At 36.8% G+C, this 19329-nt stretch carries 16 protein-coding genes; all 16 read left to right on the top strand.

From position 1 onward, the window contains the following. Positions 1 to 286 precede the first annotated feature (286 nt). Positions 287 to 1351: a recombinase RecA gene (gene recA / locus ABH968_RS04235; RefSeq protein WP_370042797.1), complete on the top strand. Its 1065-nt coding sequence runs from the start codon at positions 287 to 289 to the stop codon at positions 1349 to 1351. Between the two features lie 683 nt (positions 1352 to 2034). After that, the gene (gene rny / locus ABH968_RS04230; protein ID WP_370042796.1) at positions 2035 to 3594 is read left to right on the top strand and encodes a ribonuclease Y; all 1560 of its coding nucleotides are present in this window, start codon (positions 2035 to 2037) and stop codon (positions 3592 to 3594) included. Positions 3595 to 3867: 273 nt separating this feature from the next. Next, positions 3868 to 4632, top strand: a complete 765-nt coding sequence (locus tag ABH968_RS04225; RefSeq protein ID WP_370042795.1) for a tyrosine-protein phosphatase — start codon at positions 3868 to 3870, stop codon at positions 4630 to 4632. Between the two features lie 413 nt (positions 4633 to 5045). After that, positions 5046 to 5894: an O-antigen ligase family protein gene (locus tag ABH968_RS04220; RefSeq protein WP_370042794.1), complete on the top strand. Its 849-nt coding sequence runs from the start codon at positions 5046 to 5048 to the stop codon at positions 5892 to 5894. 117 nt (positions 5895 to 6011) lie between these two features. Beyond that, a complete protein-coding gene (locus ABH968_RS04215) occupies positions 6012 to 6728 on the top strand; it encodes a YveK family protein (protein WP_370042793.1) in 717 nt (238 codons plus the stop codon). A gap of 8 nt (positions 6729 to 6736) precedes the next feature. Next, the gene (locus ABH968_RS04210) at positions 6737 to 7432 is read left to right on the top strand and encodes a CpsD/CapB family tyrosine-protein kinase (protein ID WP_370042921.1); all 696 of its coding nucleotides are present in this window, start codon (positions 6737 to 6739) and stop codon (positions 7430 to 7432) included. Between the two features lie 9 nt (positions 7433 to 7441). Continuing rightward, entirely contained in the window at positions 7442 to 8521 is a 1080-nt protein-coding gene (locus ABH968_RS04205) for a glycosyltransferase (protein ID WP_370042792.1), read from the top strand. A gap of 183 nt (positions 8522 to 8704) precedes the next feature. Continuing rightward, on the top strand, positions 8705 to 9859 hold the full coding sequence (locus tag ABH968_RS04200) for a glycosyltransferase (RefSeq protein ID WP_370042791.1): 1155 nt from the start codon (positions 8705 to 8707) through the stop codon (positions 9857 to 9859). Between the two features lie 15 nt (positions 9860 to 9874). Then, a complete protein-coding gene (locus tag ABH968_RS04195; RefSeq protein ID WP_370042790.1) occupies positions 9875 to 11413 on the top strand; it encodes an oligosaccharide flippase family protein in 1539 nt (512 codons plus the stop codon). A 117-nt stretch (positions 11414 to 11530) separates the two neighbouring features. Further along, on the top strand, positions 11531 to 12541 hold the full coding sequence (locus tag ABH968_RS04190; RefSeq protein WP_370042789.1) for a glycosyltransferase family 2 protein: 1011 nt from the start codon (positions 11531 to 11533) through the stop codon (positions 12539 to 12541). Positions 12542 to 12717: 176 nt separating this feature from the next. After that, the gene (locus ABH968_RS04185; protein ID WP_370042920.1) at positions 12718 to 13515 is read left to right on the top strand and encodes a TIGR00282 family metallophosphoesterase; all 798 of its coding nucleotides are present in this window, start codon (positions 12718 to 12720) and stop codon (positions 13513 to 13515) included. A gap of 649 nt (positions 13516 to 14164) precedes the next feature. Next, the gene (locus ABH968_RS04180) at positions 14165 to 14431 is read left to right on the top strand and encodes a stage V sporulation protein S (protein WP_010858535.1); all 267 of its coding nucleotides are present in this window, start codon (positions 14165 to 14167) and stop codon (positions 14429 to 14431) included. 422 nt (positions 14432 to 14853) lie between these two features. Further along, positions 14854 to 16593, top strand: coding sequence for a 2-oxoacid:acceptor oxidoreductase subunit alpha (locus ABH968_RS04175; RefSeq protein ID WP_370042788.1), 1740 nt, complete (start codon positions 14854 to 14856; stop codon positions 16591 to 16593). Then, positions 16593 to 17459, top strand: coding sequence for a 2-oxoacid:ferredoxin oxidoreductase subunit beta (locus tag ABH968_RS04170; protein ID WP_370042787.1), 867 nt, complete (start codon positions 16593 to 16595; stop codon positions 17457 to 17459). Before ABH968_RS04175 ends, ABH968_RS04170 begins: the two co-directional genes overlap by 1 nt. A gap of 431 nt (positions 17460 to 17890) precedes the next feature. Next, positions 17891 to 18598 carry a lantibiotic protection ABC transporter ATP-binding protein gene (locus tag ABH968_RS04165; protein WP_370042786.1) on the top strand — a complete coding sequence of 236 codons (708 nt, stop codon included), beginning with the start codon at positions 17891 to 17893 and terminating at the stop codon, positions 18596 to 18598. Between the two features lies 1 nt (position 18599). Further along, entirely contained in the window at positions 18600 to 19328 is a 729-nt protein-coding gene (locus tag ABH968_RS04160) for a lantibiotic immunity ABC transporter MutE/EpiE family permease subunit (RefSeq protein ID WP_370042785.1), read from the top strand. The last annotated feature ends 1 nt before the right edge of the window (position 19329 follow it).

Raw genomic sequence — 19329 nt, 5'->3', positions numbered from 1 at the left:
CGTTTTCACAGGATGTGAAGTTCTTAGCCTGAGTTCCTCTTTTCAGCTGATGTTTGGACACCCGCTAAAAAGTAACTTATACCGGCATTCGTCTCACAACCTATAGAGATGTGCTGAAAGAAGTTAAATATAGTTGAAAATAGAAATTTGGGTAATGGAAAGTTACCCAAATTTTTATTTTGAAGAAAAACGAATAAATGTTCGCTTTTTTCTTGCGTCTTCTCTTAAAAACAAGTATAGTAGAGATAGAGAAAAACAGTGAACAGTTTTCGAAGGAGGAAAATGAATGAGTGATCGTAAAGCTGCCTTAGAACAGGCGTTAAAACAAATTGAAAAGAATTTTGGCAAAGGTTCTATCATGAAACTTGGCGAAAGGACCGATTTAGAAATCGCTACATCTTCAAGTGGTTCGTTAGCACTTGATGCTGCATTAGGTGTTGGTGGTTATCCACGTGGACGTATTATTGAAGTATACGGCCCTGAATCATCAGGTAAAACAACGGTTGCTCTTCATGCCATTGCAGAGGTGCAGGCGAATGGTGGACAAGCAGCGTTTATCGATGCTGAGCATGCGTTAGATCCAATCTATGCACAAAAATTGGGCGTCGATATTGATGAGCTTTTATTATCTCAACCAGATACAGGAGAACAGGCGCTTGAAATCGCAGAAGCATTAGTACGTAGTGGTGCTATCGATATCATCGTTATTGACTCAGTAGCAGCATTAGTTCCGAAAGCGGAAATCGAAGGAGATATGGGTGATTCGCATGTTGGTTTACAAGCGCGTTTAATGTCTCAGGCCTTACGTAAGCTTTCAGGTGCTATCAATAAATCAAAAACGATTGCTATTTTCATTAACCAAATACGTGAAAAAATTGGTGTTATGTTCGGAAACCCAGAAACAACACCTGGTGGACGTGCACTTAAATTCTATAGCTCCGTTCGCTTAGAAGTACGTCGTGCAGAAGCTATTAAACAAGGCAATGACATTATGGGTAACCGTACAAAAATTAAAATTGTGAAAAACAAAGTAGCACCACCATTCCGTACAGCAGAAGTTGATATTATGTACGGTGAAGGAATTTCAAAAGAGGGCGAAACAGTCGATTTAGGTGTTGAACTAGACATCGTTCAAAAAAGCGGTTCTTGGTACGCTTACGGTGATGAGCGCCTAGGTCAAGGTCGTGAAAATGCTAAACAGTATTTAAAAGAAAATCCAGCAGTACTTGACGACATCGCAAATAAAATCCGTGCTTCTTACGGTATTGCATCTTCATCTTACACAATTGCTGCGCATGATGAAGAGGAAGATATGGATGAGGAATTAAAGCTTCTTCTTGAAGATAAATAATATAAATGCATTGTTCCCACTCTTTATAGTGAGAGCAATGCATTTTTTTGTTTACACATACTGGGGAATATGGTTTTATAATATTTGTTAGGATATCCATATATTTAGTAGCGAAGGAAAATGTCCGATCATTTCACCAAAAGTAACTAGTCTTAAAGATACTTCCTAAGTACTGCTTCTACCTATTAATTTTATAAGTTAAAATAAGTGTTAGTGTAAAAGTATTAGGTAATTAATTCTCTTAATGGATATCACTGACTTTTTTTCTTGGAAGGGCGAACATGTGCCCGACTATCCTTGACAGAGCTTGAGGCTAGCTATACAATTAAATATGTATAATTTCTGAATTATGACTTTAAATAGGCAGTACATTCTGTCTTCATTTAGTAGGCCTTTAAAGACCTATTAAATGAAGATTGGGCCATGGCAGATGTCATGGATTTTGAATGAAATGAATATAAGAATGTAGGCCTGAAATCTTCGTATCCAGCGAAAATGGCTAACTAATCTGCAACGGTAAAAACACTACGTCCTGTGACTTTACCGAATGACCGACATCGTATCGGCCCTCGTGCAGACCTGAACACAATTCAAAATCCGGGACGCAATAATTATGCCAAGGCGAAATTGATGTATGCGCCTACTGAAACTGTAATACCCAAATAGCAAGAGGAGGTGTTCATATGGATGGAATTACTATCATCTCCGCTTTGCTTGGACTCATCGTTGGTGCCGCTGTTAGCTATATCTACATGAAAAAAGTGAATGACTCAAAAATCACTGGTGCTAAACATGTCGCTGAAACAATCGTTGAAGAAGGAAAACGAGAAGCGGAGGCATTGAAGAAAGAAGCACTACTTGAAGCCAAAGATGAAACTCACAAATTTCGTACTGAAGCAGAAAATGACATTCGTGAACGTCGTTCAGAACTTCAGAAACAAGAGAACCGTTTATTGCAAAGAGAAGAGAATCTTGATCGCAAAGATGATGCTCTAAATAAGAGAGAAGCAAGCTTAGAGCGTAAAGAACAAGCTCTTAGCGAAAAACAACAGCATATTGAACAGATGGAAAGCAAAGTGGACGAGCTCGTTGCCACACAAAAAACGGAGCTAGAACGAATTTCTGCTTTAACTAGAGATGAAGCAAAAGCTATTATCTTAGGAGAAGTAGAAAAAGAGCTAGCAACTGATATTGCTGTGATGACGAAGGAATCTGAAACACGTGCGAAGGAAGAATCAGATAAAAAAGCACGTGAAATTTTATCACTGGCTCTGCAGCGTTTTGCAGCAGATCATGTTGCTGAAACAACAGTATCTGTCGTGAACTTGCCAAATGATGAAATGAAAGGTCGTATTATTGGTCGTGAAGGTCGTAACATCCGAACTTTGGAAACGTTAACAGGTATAGATTTAATTATTGATGATACTCCAGAGGCGGTTATTTTATCAGGCTTTGATCCAATTCGTCGTGAAACGGCTCGACTTGCACTTGAAAAACTTGTACAGGATGGCCGCATTCACCCTGCTCGAATTGAGGAAATGGTGGAAAAATCTCGTCGTGAGGTGGATGAACAAATCCGCGAAACCGGTGAGCAAACAACATTTGAAATTGGCATTCATAACTTACATCCAGATTTAATGAAGATATTAGGCCGCATGAAATATCGTACAAGCTATGGACAAAACGTCCTAAAACATTCAGTTGAGGTCGCATATTTAGCAGGCTTACTTGCTGCTGAACTTGGTGAAGATGTAGCATTAGCTCGCCGTGCAGGCTTATTACATGATATTGGTAAGGCTATCGACCATGAAGTTGAAGGTAGCCACGTTGAAATCGGTGTGGAATTAGCAATAAAATACAAAGAACATCCTGTCGTTATCAACAGTATTGCTTCTCACCATGGCGATACAGAAGCAACATCTGTTATTGCCGTATTAGTAGCTGCAGCTGATGCGTTATCAGCAGCTCGTCCAGGTGCTCGAAGTGAGACGCTTGAAAACTATATCCGTAGACTTGAAAAGTTAGAGGAAATTTCCGAAAGTTATGATGGTGTAGAAAAATCCTTTGCGATTCAAGCAGGTCGTGAAATTCGTATTATTGTACAACCTGAAAAAATTGATGACTTGGCTTCACATCGCTTAGCGAGAGATATCCGTAAGCGAATTGAAGAAGAACTTGATTATCCAGGCCATATTAAAGTAACGGTTATTCGTGAAACACGTGCAGTGGAGTATGCGAAATAATGTTGAATGTTAGAGGTTTCTCTAGATGAAAATCTAGGGAAACCTCTTTTTTATTATTTTTATCATAGAAAAACTGAAGCGACGGAAAGAGGTGCCGAAGTAACGGAAAGAAAGGTCAAAGCGACGGAAAGAAAAGTCAAAGCGACAGATAGAATAGCCCCAAAGCGCCAATTGAACGTTAACATTTGATGCATAACTAGAAAAAGGAACTATGCTAGTCATGTTTAACAACTACCTTTCATAAAAAAGAAGAAAAAGGAAGTTGTGATATAGATGATTGATATACATGCGCATTTATTATTCGGCGTTGATGATGGGCCAAAAAATGAGGCGGAATCATTGAAGATGCTACAGCAAACATCAAGTGAAGGAATAACAGAAATAATTTGTACGTCCCATGCAATGCATCCACAATATCATGTTAACTATTCGGTTGTAGAGGAACAAACAACATATTTACAGCAATTGTTAGAAGAAAATCAGATACCAATCAAACTTCATACAGGGCATGAAGTACGTTTGCATGAAGATCTCCATACATTGATTAAACAAAAGCAACTCCATACATTGGCAAATTCTAACTACATCCTTTTGGAATTATCCTCTAGTACGATCCCTGCGTATACAAGAAAAATGATTATACTGTTGAAGGCAGCGGGATATACTCCCATCCTTGCGCATCCTGAACGAAATTATGCCATTAGAGAAAAACCAACACGACTTGAAATATTGATTCAAGAAGGCGCGTTAACACAAATAACGGCAGGAAGTTTAATAGGTTTCTATGGAAAAGAGGTACAGCGTTTATCGTTAGCATTAGTGCGAGCAAATTATATTCATACATTTGGATCCGACGTGCATAATGTAACATCGAGACCATTTTTCTATAAGGCAGCTTTAAATTACCTTGAAAAACAAAAGGAGCTAGATGCTGTCGATCAACTCTTAAAGAATAATGAATTTGTCATTGCAAACAAGCAGATACTTCCGCTTGAATTAGACAAAATCTACAGTAAGAAATGGTGGAGAATTTTTTAACTTCTTTCAGCAAATGTTTTGTGTAGCGAAAGCGAAGCGTCAGCGAGCACAAAGGCGAATCCAATTATGCCGAGGTATAATGGATCATTATTATAATTAGAATTGAGCGTGATTTTCAGATGAAATTATGTTACACGCTACTGTTTAGCGCCCTTATATTTATGAGCTTAATGCAACCCGTTGAAGGGATTTATCATAAATTAACATTGTTGATTTGCCTAGTTATAATTTTTTTATCCTTTCTAATGCATAAAAAAATTATCATCCAAAATGTACAGGCCAGCTTGTTTTTTAGTTTAAATATTTTTTTCTGTGTCATTTCCGCGGGGGTCAATCAAGATATAGAGCTATTAAAAAATAGCCTTCAGTTATTTTGTATTTTTTTTACTGTAGCGATTTTTTTTAATGATATTGTGAGAAGGCGTGTTAAAGAAATTGTCCTTAATGGTGTTTTATTAGCGTATATTCCATTTCTTATTTTATGCTTTCAAAAAAATCATTTTATGTACGGTGCCTTTGCAGGGGTATTTGAAAATCCAAACACATTGGGCGTTTCCATGATAGGTTTGACAGTTGTGTTGCTGATGAAGCTTTATGAAATAATAATTGCAATGTTGGAGGGGCATCAACAGCTGAAATTAACAATTCAATTAGGGTGCTATACAATCTTTTATTTATTTGCCTTGTACGTCATTATGCTGTCGAATGCGCGTACATCACTATTAACGGTTACTATTTTGACAACAGTGATGATTGTTTTATTAGTAAAAAGAACGAAAAAAAGATTTTTGCCCTTACTAAAATTTTCATTTTTATTAATAGTAGCTTGTTTATTACTAATTATAGCTATCCATGAAGTTGAAATGATGCAGAAGGCGTTTCAAAGTATTCTTTTGAAAATGGAGAAAAAGTCTACAAATATTACAGATGGTCGTCTTGATATTTGGAAATATGTATTTGAGCATTTTAGTTTTTGGGGACATGGCGCTGAATCACTATGGGTAATAGGAGTTTCTCATGCTCACAATACATTTGTGAATATATTACAGGAGGCGGGCTTACTACCACTCGTATGTTATTCTGTCTTTCTTATATCGATTGCGAGAGGTCATAGTCAGATGGATAAACAGCTAGTGGTGTTTACAGTCTTCGTCATTGTCGCTGCACTGGGAGTATCAACATTTGAAATACTCTATTTTAATGTGCTTCATATACTTGTCTTTGTAGTAAGTGGATTTGGCAGAAATAAAAACATGACGTAGTTGGTCAAAAAAGCCTATTCAGTCGCAATATATTTTTATCGAATAACTGTAAGGTTTGCTTAATATACTTCATTAATATTGCAATTTATCTACATTTGTAGGAGGGAATCTATTTTTGTGAATGAAGAAATTACAGTTCAAAGTATAATAAAAGCATTGCAAAAACGCTGGTTCTTTATCCTAGTGCTTACAATGTTGTCGGTTGGTATAGCCGCTGTGTTAAGCTTTTTTATTTTAACACCCATATATGAAGCTGAGACACAAATAATAGTGAATCAAAAAAGCTATGATAATCAGCAACTAGTAGGGGCACAAAATGTTGATACAGATCTTCGGCTAATCAATACGTACAATGTCATTATTAAAAGCCCTGCTATTTTATCGAAGGTGATTGATAAGTTATCGCTAACGACTACACCTGAACGATTAATGAATCAAATAGATGTCTCTAGTGCGAGTAATTCCCAAGTAGTGAATATTCGTGTACAAGATGAGAAAGAGTCTAAGGCTGTAGAAATTGCCAATACAGTCGCAGAAGTTTTTAAAGAAGAAATCCCTGTGCTTATGCATGTGGACAATATCAATATCTTGTCTATTGCAAAAGCTAGTGAACATCCAGCACCTGTTAAGCCAAACAAAATTTTAAATCTACTGATTGGAGCTATGTGTGGTTTCGCTCTAGCCCTACTGTTTGCTTATATAATGGAAGCATTTGATAAAACAATTAAAACCGAACGTGATATCGAAGAAATTTTATCACTACCAGTCATCGGGGTGGTCAGTAATCTAGAAGCGCATGTAAGAAAAAAGTCTAAGGCTAGGGGGAACCCATAATGTTTTCGATGAGAAGAAAAAAGAAGAACAAGTCACTGATGGCACGCAAGCTAGTTACTGTTTCAGACGTTAAATCAATTCCATCTGAGCAGTTTCGAACGATTCGCACAAATATTAAATTTGCACAGCCAAATCAAGATGTGAAAACTATTTTAGTGACCTCCTCTATTCCTGGTGAAGGAAAATCCACAAATGCAGCGAATATCGGTGTAGTTTTTTCGCAAGATGAGAAGAAGGTATTAATCGTAGATGCCGATATGCGTAAGCCCACTCTTCATCATACATTTCATCTCGCAAATAGTGGTGGCTTATCCTCTATACTATCTAGGCAAGAAAAATTTATAGATGTTATTCAAGAAACATTTGTAGAAGGAGTAGACATCGTTTCAAGTGGACCCATTCCGCCCAATCCAACAGAGCTGCTAGCGTCTGAAACAATGATATCTTTTATGGAGATGGCCAAGGAAAAATACGATATCGTAATTTTCGATGCTCCGCCTTTATTATTTGTATCGGATGCACAAATTTTATCTAATAAATGTGATGGTACGATACTTATTGTCAATTCAGGCACTGTTGGGAAAGCCGCGGTGCTAAAATCAAAGTCCATATTAATGACTTCTCAAGCCAATATTTTAGGGATTGTGTTAAATAATTTTAAAATGAAATGGGATAAGTACTATCAATACTATGGAGTGGAGTAATAAAAATCTATGAAGAAGATTTTGCATATTATTCCGACTACAGACTTTGGCGGGGTTACAACGATGATACTAGACATTTGGGCTAATACAAATAAGTCATTGTACCAATTTGATTTTGTGGTGTTTAACAAAGGAAGATACCATGACTATTTTATGGAGCAAGGTTCCCAATTGTTTTATCAAAAATATATTACGAAGCAAGGTCCTCTTGCCTATGTGATGAAAATATACAAAATAATTAAAGAAAATGGATATGATGCAGTGCATGATCATACGGGTTATCGAGCTGTTTTTACATTGCTAGCAGCACGTTTGGCTGGCGTTAAATGTAGAGTGTTACACAGTCATACAAATGTTGCTGAAGAATGGAGTAATAAATATTTTTTGTCCTTTCTAAAAAAAATAAGTGTTATGAATGCGACAAAGCTCGTTGCATGTAGTACAAATGCAGGGAAGTTCTGCTTCGGAGAAAAATCCTTTGACCTATTATTTAATCCAATGGATATCTACAAAATAAAATATCTTTCACAAGCTGAAAAGAAATTATTTAAAAAAGAACTAGGCATTAGTGATGATGATTTAGTTTTAGGACATATTGGACGTTTTGTCCCTGTAAAGAATCAACAGTTTCTACTGAAACTTGCTACAAGGTTAAAGCAAAAACATATTAAATTTAAGTTATTGCTTATTGGAGAGGGGCCATTAGAGGAAGAAATTCGTATGTTAGTCGAACATAATCATTTACAGGAATCCGTAAAACTATTAGGCCAACGTGCTGATATTTTCAAACTTCTTCAGCTGTTCGATAAATTTATTTTACCATCTAAATATGAGGGGTTTGGAATCGTCCTATTAGAGGCACAGGTATGTGGGACCCCATCACTTGTTTCTACAACTGTACCTAGAGAAGTCGATCTTAATGTAGGCTTAATTCAGTATTTAGATATAAATGGGGATATTGAAGATTGGCTACAAGAAATCATCAAAAAGAATGAGCCGATTGAACTGCATAGCATTATAGATGGAGTCGAAAACAAAGGATTGAATGCAGAAGATATTGCCAAAAAAATGTGTTCTTACTACATTTAACACTTAGCTATGAATATGCAATCAATCTAAATCTTAATTCGGAAGATATACGCTTAGAATCCGCTCGGGTAGAGGTGTCAACTGCTCAGGTAGGTCGAAAATCCGTTCGAGTAAAGGCGTTAACTGATTAAGTAAGCTAACAATCCAAATGTAGAGTCTCAATAGCTCAGACAATCTAAGCCCATGATAAAAAAGGATGATCGTATACAAAAAAAGATTAAAATTACTCATATCATAACCGCCATTGGTTTTGGAGGAGCGGAAACTATGCTCTATCGATTATTACAATCCATCGACAGGGATTTGTATGAGGTAGATGTTATTTGTTTGACGGAGATGGATGTATATGGCGAGTTAATTCAACAGCAATTAAATATGAATGTTTATATTTGTAATATGAAATCTAATTTCCTACGTTCACTTCTAACTTGTTTGAAAGTATGTAAAAATAGCGACATTATCCAAACGTGGATGTACCATTCAAACTTATTAGGTTATCTGATTTCAAAGGTTTGGAGAAAAAAGCTAATTTGGGGAATTCACCATAGCAATTTGGATAAAAAGGACAATAAATGGACAACTATTTTTATTGCAAAGCTTTGCGCGAGATTATCTAAAAAGGTAGATATGATTATTTCCTGTGGTCCAAAAGTAAAAGAGATTCATGAAGCAATCGGATATGCTAGTCATCAACATAAGGTCATCGTCAATGGCATTAATACGGATTTATTTAAGCCAAGTGTCAAAAGACAATATTATTTAGAGCTTTTTGATGTAGATAATCGACATATTTTATTGCATGTTGGTAGATGGGACCCATTAAAGGATTATAAAAATTTAATTGCTAGCTTAAAACAGTTAAATCTTGAAAGACAAGATTTTTATATGTTTCTAGTGGGGCTTGAAATAGATGCGAATAATAGTGAGTTACTTCAAATGATAAAGGATGCCCATTTAGAGGATGTCATTTTTTTATTAGGTAGTAGAGATGATATATCACAGTTAATGTCGGCAGCTGATCTGTTTGTCTTATCCTCTTCAGGTGAGGGGTTACCAAATGTATTAGTGGAGGCATTAGCGAGTGGAACGTGCTGTATCACGACAGATGTGGGAGATTGCAAATATTTAGTGGGAGAGTTCGGCGAGACAGTTACTGCCAAGGATGCTTATGCGTTATCTCAAGCTATCAATAAAGCATTAAATTATAGTTCGAAGCAATATGCTGAAAAGGCAAAGCTTGGTAGAGAACATATATTAGCTAATTTCAATATTAAACAGGTAATAGAACAATATCAATCAATATATCCAATGGTGTTGCCAAAAAGCTATTCAAAATAAGGAAAAGGTGTGTTTATGAAAGAAATTAAAATTGCAGCAGTTCTTTCATATATAACAATTGGTTGTACGATTATTTCTTCCATAGTGTTTACGCCAATCATCATCTCGATGCTTGGGCAAGAAGAATACGGTCTATATTCACTAATGATTGTGCTTGTTGGTTACCTTTCCATTTTAGATTTAGGGTTAGGCAACGCCATTGTGCGCTATATTTCTAGAAACAGAGCGACGAATGATAAAGTATTAGAAGCGTCGTTAAATGGTTTTTTTCTAAAATTATTTATAGGTATTGGTATTATTACATTACTCGCTGGCTTCCTTCTATTTTCACAAGTGGACGTAATTTTTGGAAAAAGCTTGACTGTAGAACAGCTCGATAAAGCCAAGATAATGGGCTATGTCATGACGATAAGTTTGGCGGCGCAATTTCCACTTAGTGTGTTTTCCTCCATATTACAAGCCTATGAAAAATTCATTTTTATTAAATTAACAGCATTACTGCAGGTCATCATACAGCCTCTAACGATGTTGTTTTTCCTTTTACAAGGCACAAATGCTGTTACATTAATTTATATTGTAGCGATCTACAATGCGCTATTTTTACTCATTGATGCGCTATTTTGTCTAAAAGTACTGGATATTAAATTTACGTTTACATTGAATAATCGAGCTTTCATAAAGGAAATCTTCGTCTATGCCATTTTTATTTTTATTACAGTTATTGTCGACAAAATTTATTGGCAAACGGATCAAGTTCTTTTAGGAATAATAAAAGGAACTGAGGAAGTAGCAATTTATGCAGTTGCTATACAAATTGTCTTAATTTTTATGTCGCTGGCCTTGGCGATTAGCGGCTTGTTTTTGCCTCGAATTTCGATTTTAGTGACACAAGATGAAGGGTTATTGCACATTAATAAACTATTTATAAAAGTAGGATCCATACAATTTTTAGTAGTTGGCTATATATTGGGGGGCTTTTTTCTTTTTGGGAAAGAATTTTTATCATTATGGTTAGGCAAAGAATTTATAGCCGTTTATTATATTGTGTTAATTATTATGATGCCTTTTATAATAGATCTCATTCAAAATCTGGGATTAAGTGTGTTGAAGGCTAAAAATTTATTTAAATTTAGAACGATATTATTAATAAGTGTAGCGGTCGGAAATATTTTTATTTCAATTCCTGCGATTTATTATTATGGGAAAATCGGTACAGCCTATGTCACAGCGTGTTCCTTATTTATTGGAAATGTTGTGATTATGAATATTTATTATTATAAGAAAGTAAAATTAGATGTTTACGGATTTTGGAAGGCAATAGGAAGATTAGCAATTGCCTTTGGGCTCGCCGTTACTTGCATAAAGCTTTTATGGTTGGTGACAAATCCAGCAACTACTTGGTTTTCAATTGTTCTCTATATTTTTTACTATAGTGTAATTGTTGGCGTTAGCCTGCTATTTGTAGGGTTGAGAAAAGAAGAGAGAAAAAGATGGCTGGAGTTAGCTAAAAGCCATTTTTTAACTTATTTCAGCAGATGGCGAAACATCCGCTGAAATAGAGGAACTCAGTCTAAGAACGCCACGTTCTGTGGCAATTTATCTGTGCGAAAGCAAAGCGACAGCTACAATTATGCCGAGGCATATTTGATAAAATAGGGGAGGTGCGAAATTTTGGAATCCAAAATCTTAGTGAGTGTCATCCTTCCTGTTTATAATGCAGAAAAATATTTAGAGAAATGTTTAGCTAGCATATGTCAGCAAACGTTAAAAAACATAGAAATAATTGCTATTAATGATGGTAGTAGTGATCAATCATTGATGATCTTACGTAAATTTGCAAAAGAAGAAGCACGAATCACTATTTTTGACATACCAAATGGAGGCGTAAGTAAAGCAAGAAATTTAGGCATTGAGCATGCGAATGGTCAATATGTTACTTTTGTTGATGCGGATGATTGGATTGAAGTAACGATGCTCCAAGAATTGTATCTCGCTTGTAGATTAACAGGAGCAACTATTGCGAAGTGTGATTTATTTTGGCAGGAGACGAATGGTAGTAGACACTTGAGTTACCTTTCACAAGCTTGTTGTACGTATAGTGCAGTAGATTGTTTAAATCAGTTATTTACTGAAATAGGAGAAAGACATTTTGGCTTTGTTAGCTGTAAATTATATTTAAAAACTTTTCTAGATAAACACGCTCTACGATTTGATGAAGATATGAGTTTTGCAGAAGATACAGTTTTTATTACGAGAGCCGTCATAAAGAATCAAGCTATTTGCTATGTTCCTAAGCAGTTATATCACTATAATGTTGAAAACCAAAACTCATTAACAAGAGGGACAATCGTTAATTTACGTCAGAAGTATGATGTATTATATGAAAAGCTGAAAAAGGAGCTAGAAATTGGCAATATATATAATGAAATAAAAAATAGCTTTTTAAATTATCAGTTTGAAGGACTACTTGTGATCTTGCATCATATCCAGACAAACACAGTCAGACAAGATATTAAAGTAGAGATACAATCATTTCTAAGAAAATATCCAGATCTACTAAAGGTCAAACTTATTAATAGAAATGTAAAGCAATTATTGTTTTTTAGGCTCATAAAGATGAATTGGCTCAATCTTTCCTCAACACTTATTTACGCCAATTTGAAAAAGAATAAAATAATTTAAGGGAATGCCAAATAATTAGTGTTTTATATTTTTTTTTGCTTAATGTTCTTACTGAGGTTACAATTAATGATGATATTTATCTTCAATGATATACGTGTAAGTAAAGAAGATTAAGTCTCTCAATGGAAACCAAAATGACATTGGGCGTAATGGATAGAAAGAGTGGTATTGTAAAAATGAAAGTTTTATTTATAGGTGATATTGTAGGTTCAATAGGACGGGATGCTGTAGAAAAATATTTACCCCGATTAAAGAAAAAATACAATCTAGACATTGTTATTGCCAATGGTGAAAACGCAGCAGCGGGTCGTGGTATAACACATAGTATTTATAATGATTTATTGCAAATGGGTGTGGATGTTATTACGATGGGTAACCACACTTGGGATAATAAAGATATTTTTGATTTTATTGATGATGCGGATTATTTAATACGCCCTGCAAACTTTTCAAGTGAGGCCCCAGGTAAAGGTATGATGCAAATTTCAAAAAATGGCGTTACATTATCTGTTATTAATTTGCATGGTCGAGTATTTTTACCTCCTCATGAGGATCCATTTGCGATGGCGGAGAAATTAATCGAAGAAGCACATAAAACATCACCGCTTGTATTCGTTGATTTCCACGCAGAAGCGACAAGTGAAAAAATTGCCCTTGGATGGCACTTAGATGGAAAGGCCTCGGCAGTCGTTGGTACACATACACATGTGCAAACAGCTGATGCACGTATTTACCCAAATGGAACAGCCTATATTACGGACGTTGGTATGACAGGTCCATACGATGAAATTTTAGGAATGACGAAGGAAAGTGTTATTTATAAATTCCAAACAAATATGCCATCTCGTTTCGAAGTGCCTAAAAAAGGACGCGAAGTGTTAAGTGGTTTCTTTGTAGAGATTGATGATAAAACAGGAAAAGCTCGACATTGTGAGCGAATTTATATAAACGAAGATTATCCGTTTCGAGGATAAGGAGAGAAACTATTGTGTATTAAAAAATACACAATAGTTTTTTGTTTTGAAAATTTGTTAATTCAATGAAATTAAAGCATCATAATAAAATATGACTCTTCGGCAAAACGAGGGGTTGATTTCCGCTCCGACTGGGCGCTTTCCTGGGGGCGTCCTATGAGCCGCTTCACTCGCGTTGCTCGCTCCAGGGTCTCATCTGTGACGCTAATCCCCAAGGAGTCGCCCAGTCTCCGCTACAATCAACCTCTTCATTTAGCATGTATTTTCTAGCATGTTAATCTAATTTATAGGGATAAAATCAAGCTTCAACAAGATGCGTTATTTGTGCGAAAGCGAAGCGGCAGCAACAAAAGCGGAGGAAGCGGCTCGGCGCTCGCCCACAGGAAAGTGAGTAGCCTGAAACGGAAATCACCCCCACGTTTTGAGGAGCTCCACTTTATTTAATATGACACCTTTATCTCATTGACATAGTAATTTCCTAGCGGGAATTTTCAGTCTTTTTTGATTGTTTCAATATATAAGAAATGAAAATAGTCTATTTCCTTCTCGCCAAGCATAAAATGACCTATCGACAATAACTTGAGGTCCAAACAAGGGGGACATGAGTTGTTGAGCGTAAACACTATTCGCGAAACGGGGAGGAATAATTGTGGATTCATTAAAAGTATCATCACGCTCTAATCCAAATTCAGTTGCAGGTGCATTAGTCGCGGTAATCAGAGAAAAAGGGCAAGCAGAAATGCAGGCAGTTGGGGCAGGGGCACTTAACCAAGCCGTGAAAGCAGTGGCCATTGCACGCGGATTTGTAGCGCCAAGTGGCACAGATTTAATTTGCGCACCGGCGTTTGCCGATATTTTAATTGCTGGTGAGGAACGTACAGCCTTAAAGCTTCTTGTGGAAAAACGTGTTCGATAAAAAGTAATGAAGTAAAATGCCTTGCACATAATAAGCTGCAAGGCATTTTTTTCGTGGTTGCGTAGCTCATGCTTAACATATTCACATGCTAAATGACTTAAAACCAAAAAGTTAGGGCCGATATTTGTTAAATCATATGCAATGTATAGAAGTTGATTGGAGTGGAGGCTGGGCGACTCCTTGGAAATTTTTATCTTTCTTTAGTAAAGTTTTTGTAGCTGAAGCAAAATGTCAACAACAATTATGCTAAGGCGAAATTGATACTTAGCTGTTTGAAAATTACAACTTTTTGAACAGGATTTTCAGTCAAAGGTCTGATTTTCGTTTAAATCGGGGAATAACAATAGTGTAGACCGTTTCTTCGTGTTAAACTTATGAAGGAAAAATAATAGTATACACATTGGATCTAAGGAGTTGTTGACATGTTACATCAGCTTTCATGGAAAGTCGGTGGGCAACAGGGTGAAGGGATTGAAAGTACAGGCGAAATTTTCTCAATGGCAATGAATCGTTTAGGTTACTTCCTATACGGTTATCGTCATTTCTCTTCTCGAATTAAAGGTGGCCATACGAATAATAAAATTACAGTTCGTCCAACAGAAGTACGTACAATTGCGGATGATTTAGATATTTTAGTAGCGTTCGACCAAGAAACAATCGACGTCAATTATAAAGAACTAACAGAAAACGGCATTATTTTAGCGGATGCAAAATTTGGTCCAGTGAAGCCAGAAGATTCAAAAGCGCCATTATTTGCGGTGCCTTTTACAGAGGTAGCTGCAGAGCTTGGCACTTCGTTGATGAAAAATATGGTAGCGATCGGTGCAACAGCTTCATTGCTAAATTTAGAGGATGAAGTGTTCCAAAATGTTGTAGATGATATTTTTGGCCGAAAAGGTGAAGAAGTTGTTCAGAAAAATATGGAGGCCATTGCACGCGGTCATGAATTAATGAATGAGCTTTTAGGCGATCGTGTAGGTGAATGGGCTTTAGCACCAGCAGATGGTAAACGCCGTATGTTCATGATCGGGAACGATGCAGTAGCACTTGGTGCACTTGCAGCTGGGACACGCTTTATGGCAGCCTACCCAATTACACCAGCTTCTGAGATTATGGAATACCTGATTAAAAAATTACCGAAATTCGGTGGTACGGTTATTCAAACAGAAGACGAAATTGCTGCAGCGACAATGGCAATTGGGGCAAACTTTGGTGGTGTTCGTTCCTTTACAGCTTCTGCTGGCCCTGGTCTTTCATTAATGATGGAAGCACTTGGTCTTTCAGGTATGACAGAGCAGCCACTAGTTGTTGTGGATACACAACGTGGTGGTCCATCAACAGGGTTACCAACAAAACAAGAGCAATCAGATTTAATGGCGATGTTATATGGTACGCATGGTGAAATTCCAAAAGTAGTAATTGCACCTTCTACAATGGAGGAAGCATTCTTTGACACAATCCAAGCGTTTAACATTGCAGAGGAATTACAATTACCAGTTATTTTAATGACTGACTTGCAATTATCTTTAGGTAAACAATCTGTAGAGCCATTCGATTACAATAAAATTGAAATTCGTCGCGGTAAAATTGTTACAGGCGACATTGAAGAAGCGGCTGATAAAGCATACTTCAAACGGTATGAAGATACGGAAGATGGTATTTCACCGCGTGTGTTACCTGGTACGTTGAATGGTATTCACCATGTAACAGGGGTTGAGCACGATGAAACAGGTAAACCATCTGAAGCAACTGGTAACCGTCAAGTACAAATGGATAAACGTTTCCGTAAGCTAGCGGCATTGAAATTTGATAATCCAGTATTTTCAAATGCGCCACACGAAGAAGCCGATATTTTATTAGTGGGCTTTAACTCAACACGTGGAGCTATTGAAGAAGTACAAGAACGCTTAAATGCTCAAGGGTTGAAGGTGAATCATGCACATATTCGTTTAATTCATCCATTCCCATCTGCTGAGGTGGCACCACTTGTAGCAAAAGCGAAAAAAGTATTCGTTGTAGAAAATAACTACACAGGTCAATTAGCAAATATTATGAAGATGAATATTGGTGGTCACGATAAAATCGAGACTATTACAAAATATAATGGTACACCATTCTTGCCAGGTGAATTAGAAAATCGTGTGAAGGAGTTGACTCGCTAATGGCAACATTTAAGGATTTTCGTAATACAGTGAAACCAAACTGGTGCCCAGGCTGTGGTGACTTCTCTGTACAAGCAGCGATTCAGCGCGCCGCGGCTAACGTTGGTATTGAACCAAACGAACTAGCTGTTATCTCTGGGATTGGCTGTTCAGGACGTATTTCAGGTTACATTAATTCTTACGGTTTCCACGGTATTCATGGTCGTGCATTACCGATTGCACAAGGCTTAAAAATGGCTAACCGTGATTTAAACGTTATTGCTTCTGGCGGTGACGGGGATGGCTTTGCGATTGGTATGGGTCATACAATTCATTCCATCCGTCGAAATATTGACATCACGTACGTTGTTATGGATAACCAAATTTATGGTTTAACAAAGGGGCAAACATCTCCACGTTCTGCTGCTGGATTTATTACAAAATCTACGCCAGGTGGTGCGATTGAGCCTTCATTAAAACCGTTAGAAGTCGCTTTAACAAGCGGAGCTACATTTGTGGCACAAGGCTTCTCAACAGATATTAAAGAGTTAACAGCTTTAATTGAAGCAGGCATTAATCATAAAGGCTTCTCATTCATCAACGTATTCTCACCTTGTGTTACGTATAACAAAGTGAACACGTACGATTGGTTTAAAGAAAACTTAACGAAGCTTGCTGATATTGAAGGCTATGATAACTCTGACCGCGGTATGGCAATGCGTACAGTGATGGAGCATGAAGGTTTAGTAACAGGTATTATTTATCAAGATACTGAAACAGCTTCATATCAAGAAAAAGTACCAGGCTATTCAGAGCTACCATTAACAGATATTAATATTAAAATGAGTGAAAATGATTTTAATGATTTAGTAAAAGAATTTATGTAAATCAAATTTCATATAGCATGACAAAAAGCATTTGGGATGTCCTCATTCCAAATGCTTTTCATTTTTTTTTATAAAGTGTGCTTCGTCTGCAAAGTGAGGGTTGATTTCCGTTCCGGCTGGGCGCTTTCCTGGGGGCGTCCGATGAGCCGCTTCGCTTCGCTGCAGGGTCTCATCTGTGACGCTGATCCCCGAGGAGTCGCCCATCCTCCACTCCAATCAACTATTCCAAAAAGCATATTACTCTAATATATAGTCATAAAACGAAACTTCAGTATGAGGGTTAAGTCTGTGCAAAAGTGAAGCACTACAGCATTCTCAAACCTTGACCAAATTGATTTTTATCCTGGATCCACAAAAATTTTTCGATATCCTTATAAAATCCTTATAATCATTTTCTACACTATAATCATCGAAAGGAAGATGATTATAAGATGGAAGATATTATTTTACAAACAGAAAATCTTAGTAAAAGCTTTAAGGGGCAAAAAATTGTAGAGGACTTGTCGTTAACGATACCACGCAATACTGTTTATGGTTTGCTCGGTCCAAATGGTGCAGGGAAATCAACAACGTTAAAAATGATTACGGGGATGCTGCGTCCGAATGCAGGAAAGATACTTTTTAATGGACGTGAATGGAATCGTAATGATTTAAAAGACATTGGTGTATTAATTGAAACACCACCGCTTTATGGAAATTTAACGGCAAGGGAAAATCTTAAGGTTCGAACGATTGCCCTCGGATTGCCAGAATCGCGTATTGACGAGGTATTAAGAATCGTAGACTTGACCAATACAGGAAAAAAACGAGCTGGGCAGTTTTCTTTAGGGATGAAACAACGCCTAGGAATAGCTATTGCGCTATTAAACAATCCAAAGCTTTTAATTCTTGATGAGCCAACAAATGGTCTTGATCCAATTGGCATTCAAGAGCTTCGAAAACTGATTCGATCATTTCCAGAGCAAGGGATTACAGTCATTTTATCTAGCCATATCCTGTCAGAGGTGGAGCAAGTTGTTGATGAAATTGGCATCATTGCGGGAGGGAAATTAGGCTATCAGGGAGTTGCCCCTCAAGGTCAGGAATTAGAATCATTATTTATGCAAGTAGTGTCTGCCAATAGAAAGGCGGGCATGTAACATGATATCAATTATGAAGGCTGAAAGATTAAAGTGGAAAAAGACTTTTATTATTAAATTAGTTTGGCTAGCGCCTATTGTAGTGATATTACTAACTGCAGTATTAATGGGAGGAAAGTTTTTTCAAAGTGGCGCTTATAATTGGTGGTATACAATGCTCCTGCCGGGTGCACTGACGATATGTTGTGCATTGGTGATCGAAAAAGATGCTAAATTGAAATATCATAGTATTCTCGCAATGCCGTTCGATCTGAAGAAGATTTGGTTTGGCAAAATACTTGCATGTAGTGCCTGGTTGTTATTAACTACATTTATTTTCTTTGCTGGTATTACTGCTGGTGGAATACTATTTGGTAATAGCTATTCTTTCATTAATAGTCTTACAGGTAGTTTGTTAATTTTCGTAACGTTTTTATGGCAAATTCCACTTTGTTTATTCCTTGCGGCAAAATTAGGAACTTATATGGCTATTTTTATAAATTTAGTGGCCAATATTGCTGGCATGATTGCATTTGCGAATGGGAATTTTTGGTATAGTGTTCCTTACGCCATTACAGCAAGACTAATATGTCCAACATTGAAGATTTTACCAAATGGTATGCCAGTACCTGAGGGCAGCCCGTTATTAAGCATGTCGGTTATAGTTCCAGGTATATTAGTTGCTTTAGCATGGTTTGCATTAATCAGCTACCTTACTGCACGTTGGTTTCAGAAAAGGGAGGCGAAATAGT

Origin of the sequence: Lysinibacillus sp. RC79, from assembly GCF_041262405.1 — a bacterium.
In the GTDB taxonomy this organism is placed as follows: domain Bacteria; phylum Bacillota; class Bacilli; order Bacillales_A; family Planococcaceae; genus Lysinibacillus.
Note: the sequence above shows the minus strand (reverse complement) of the source record. Positions and strands in the feature narration are given on the sequence as shown.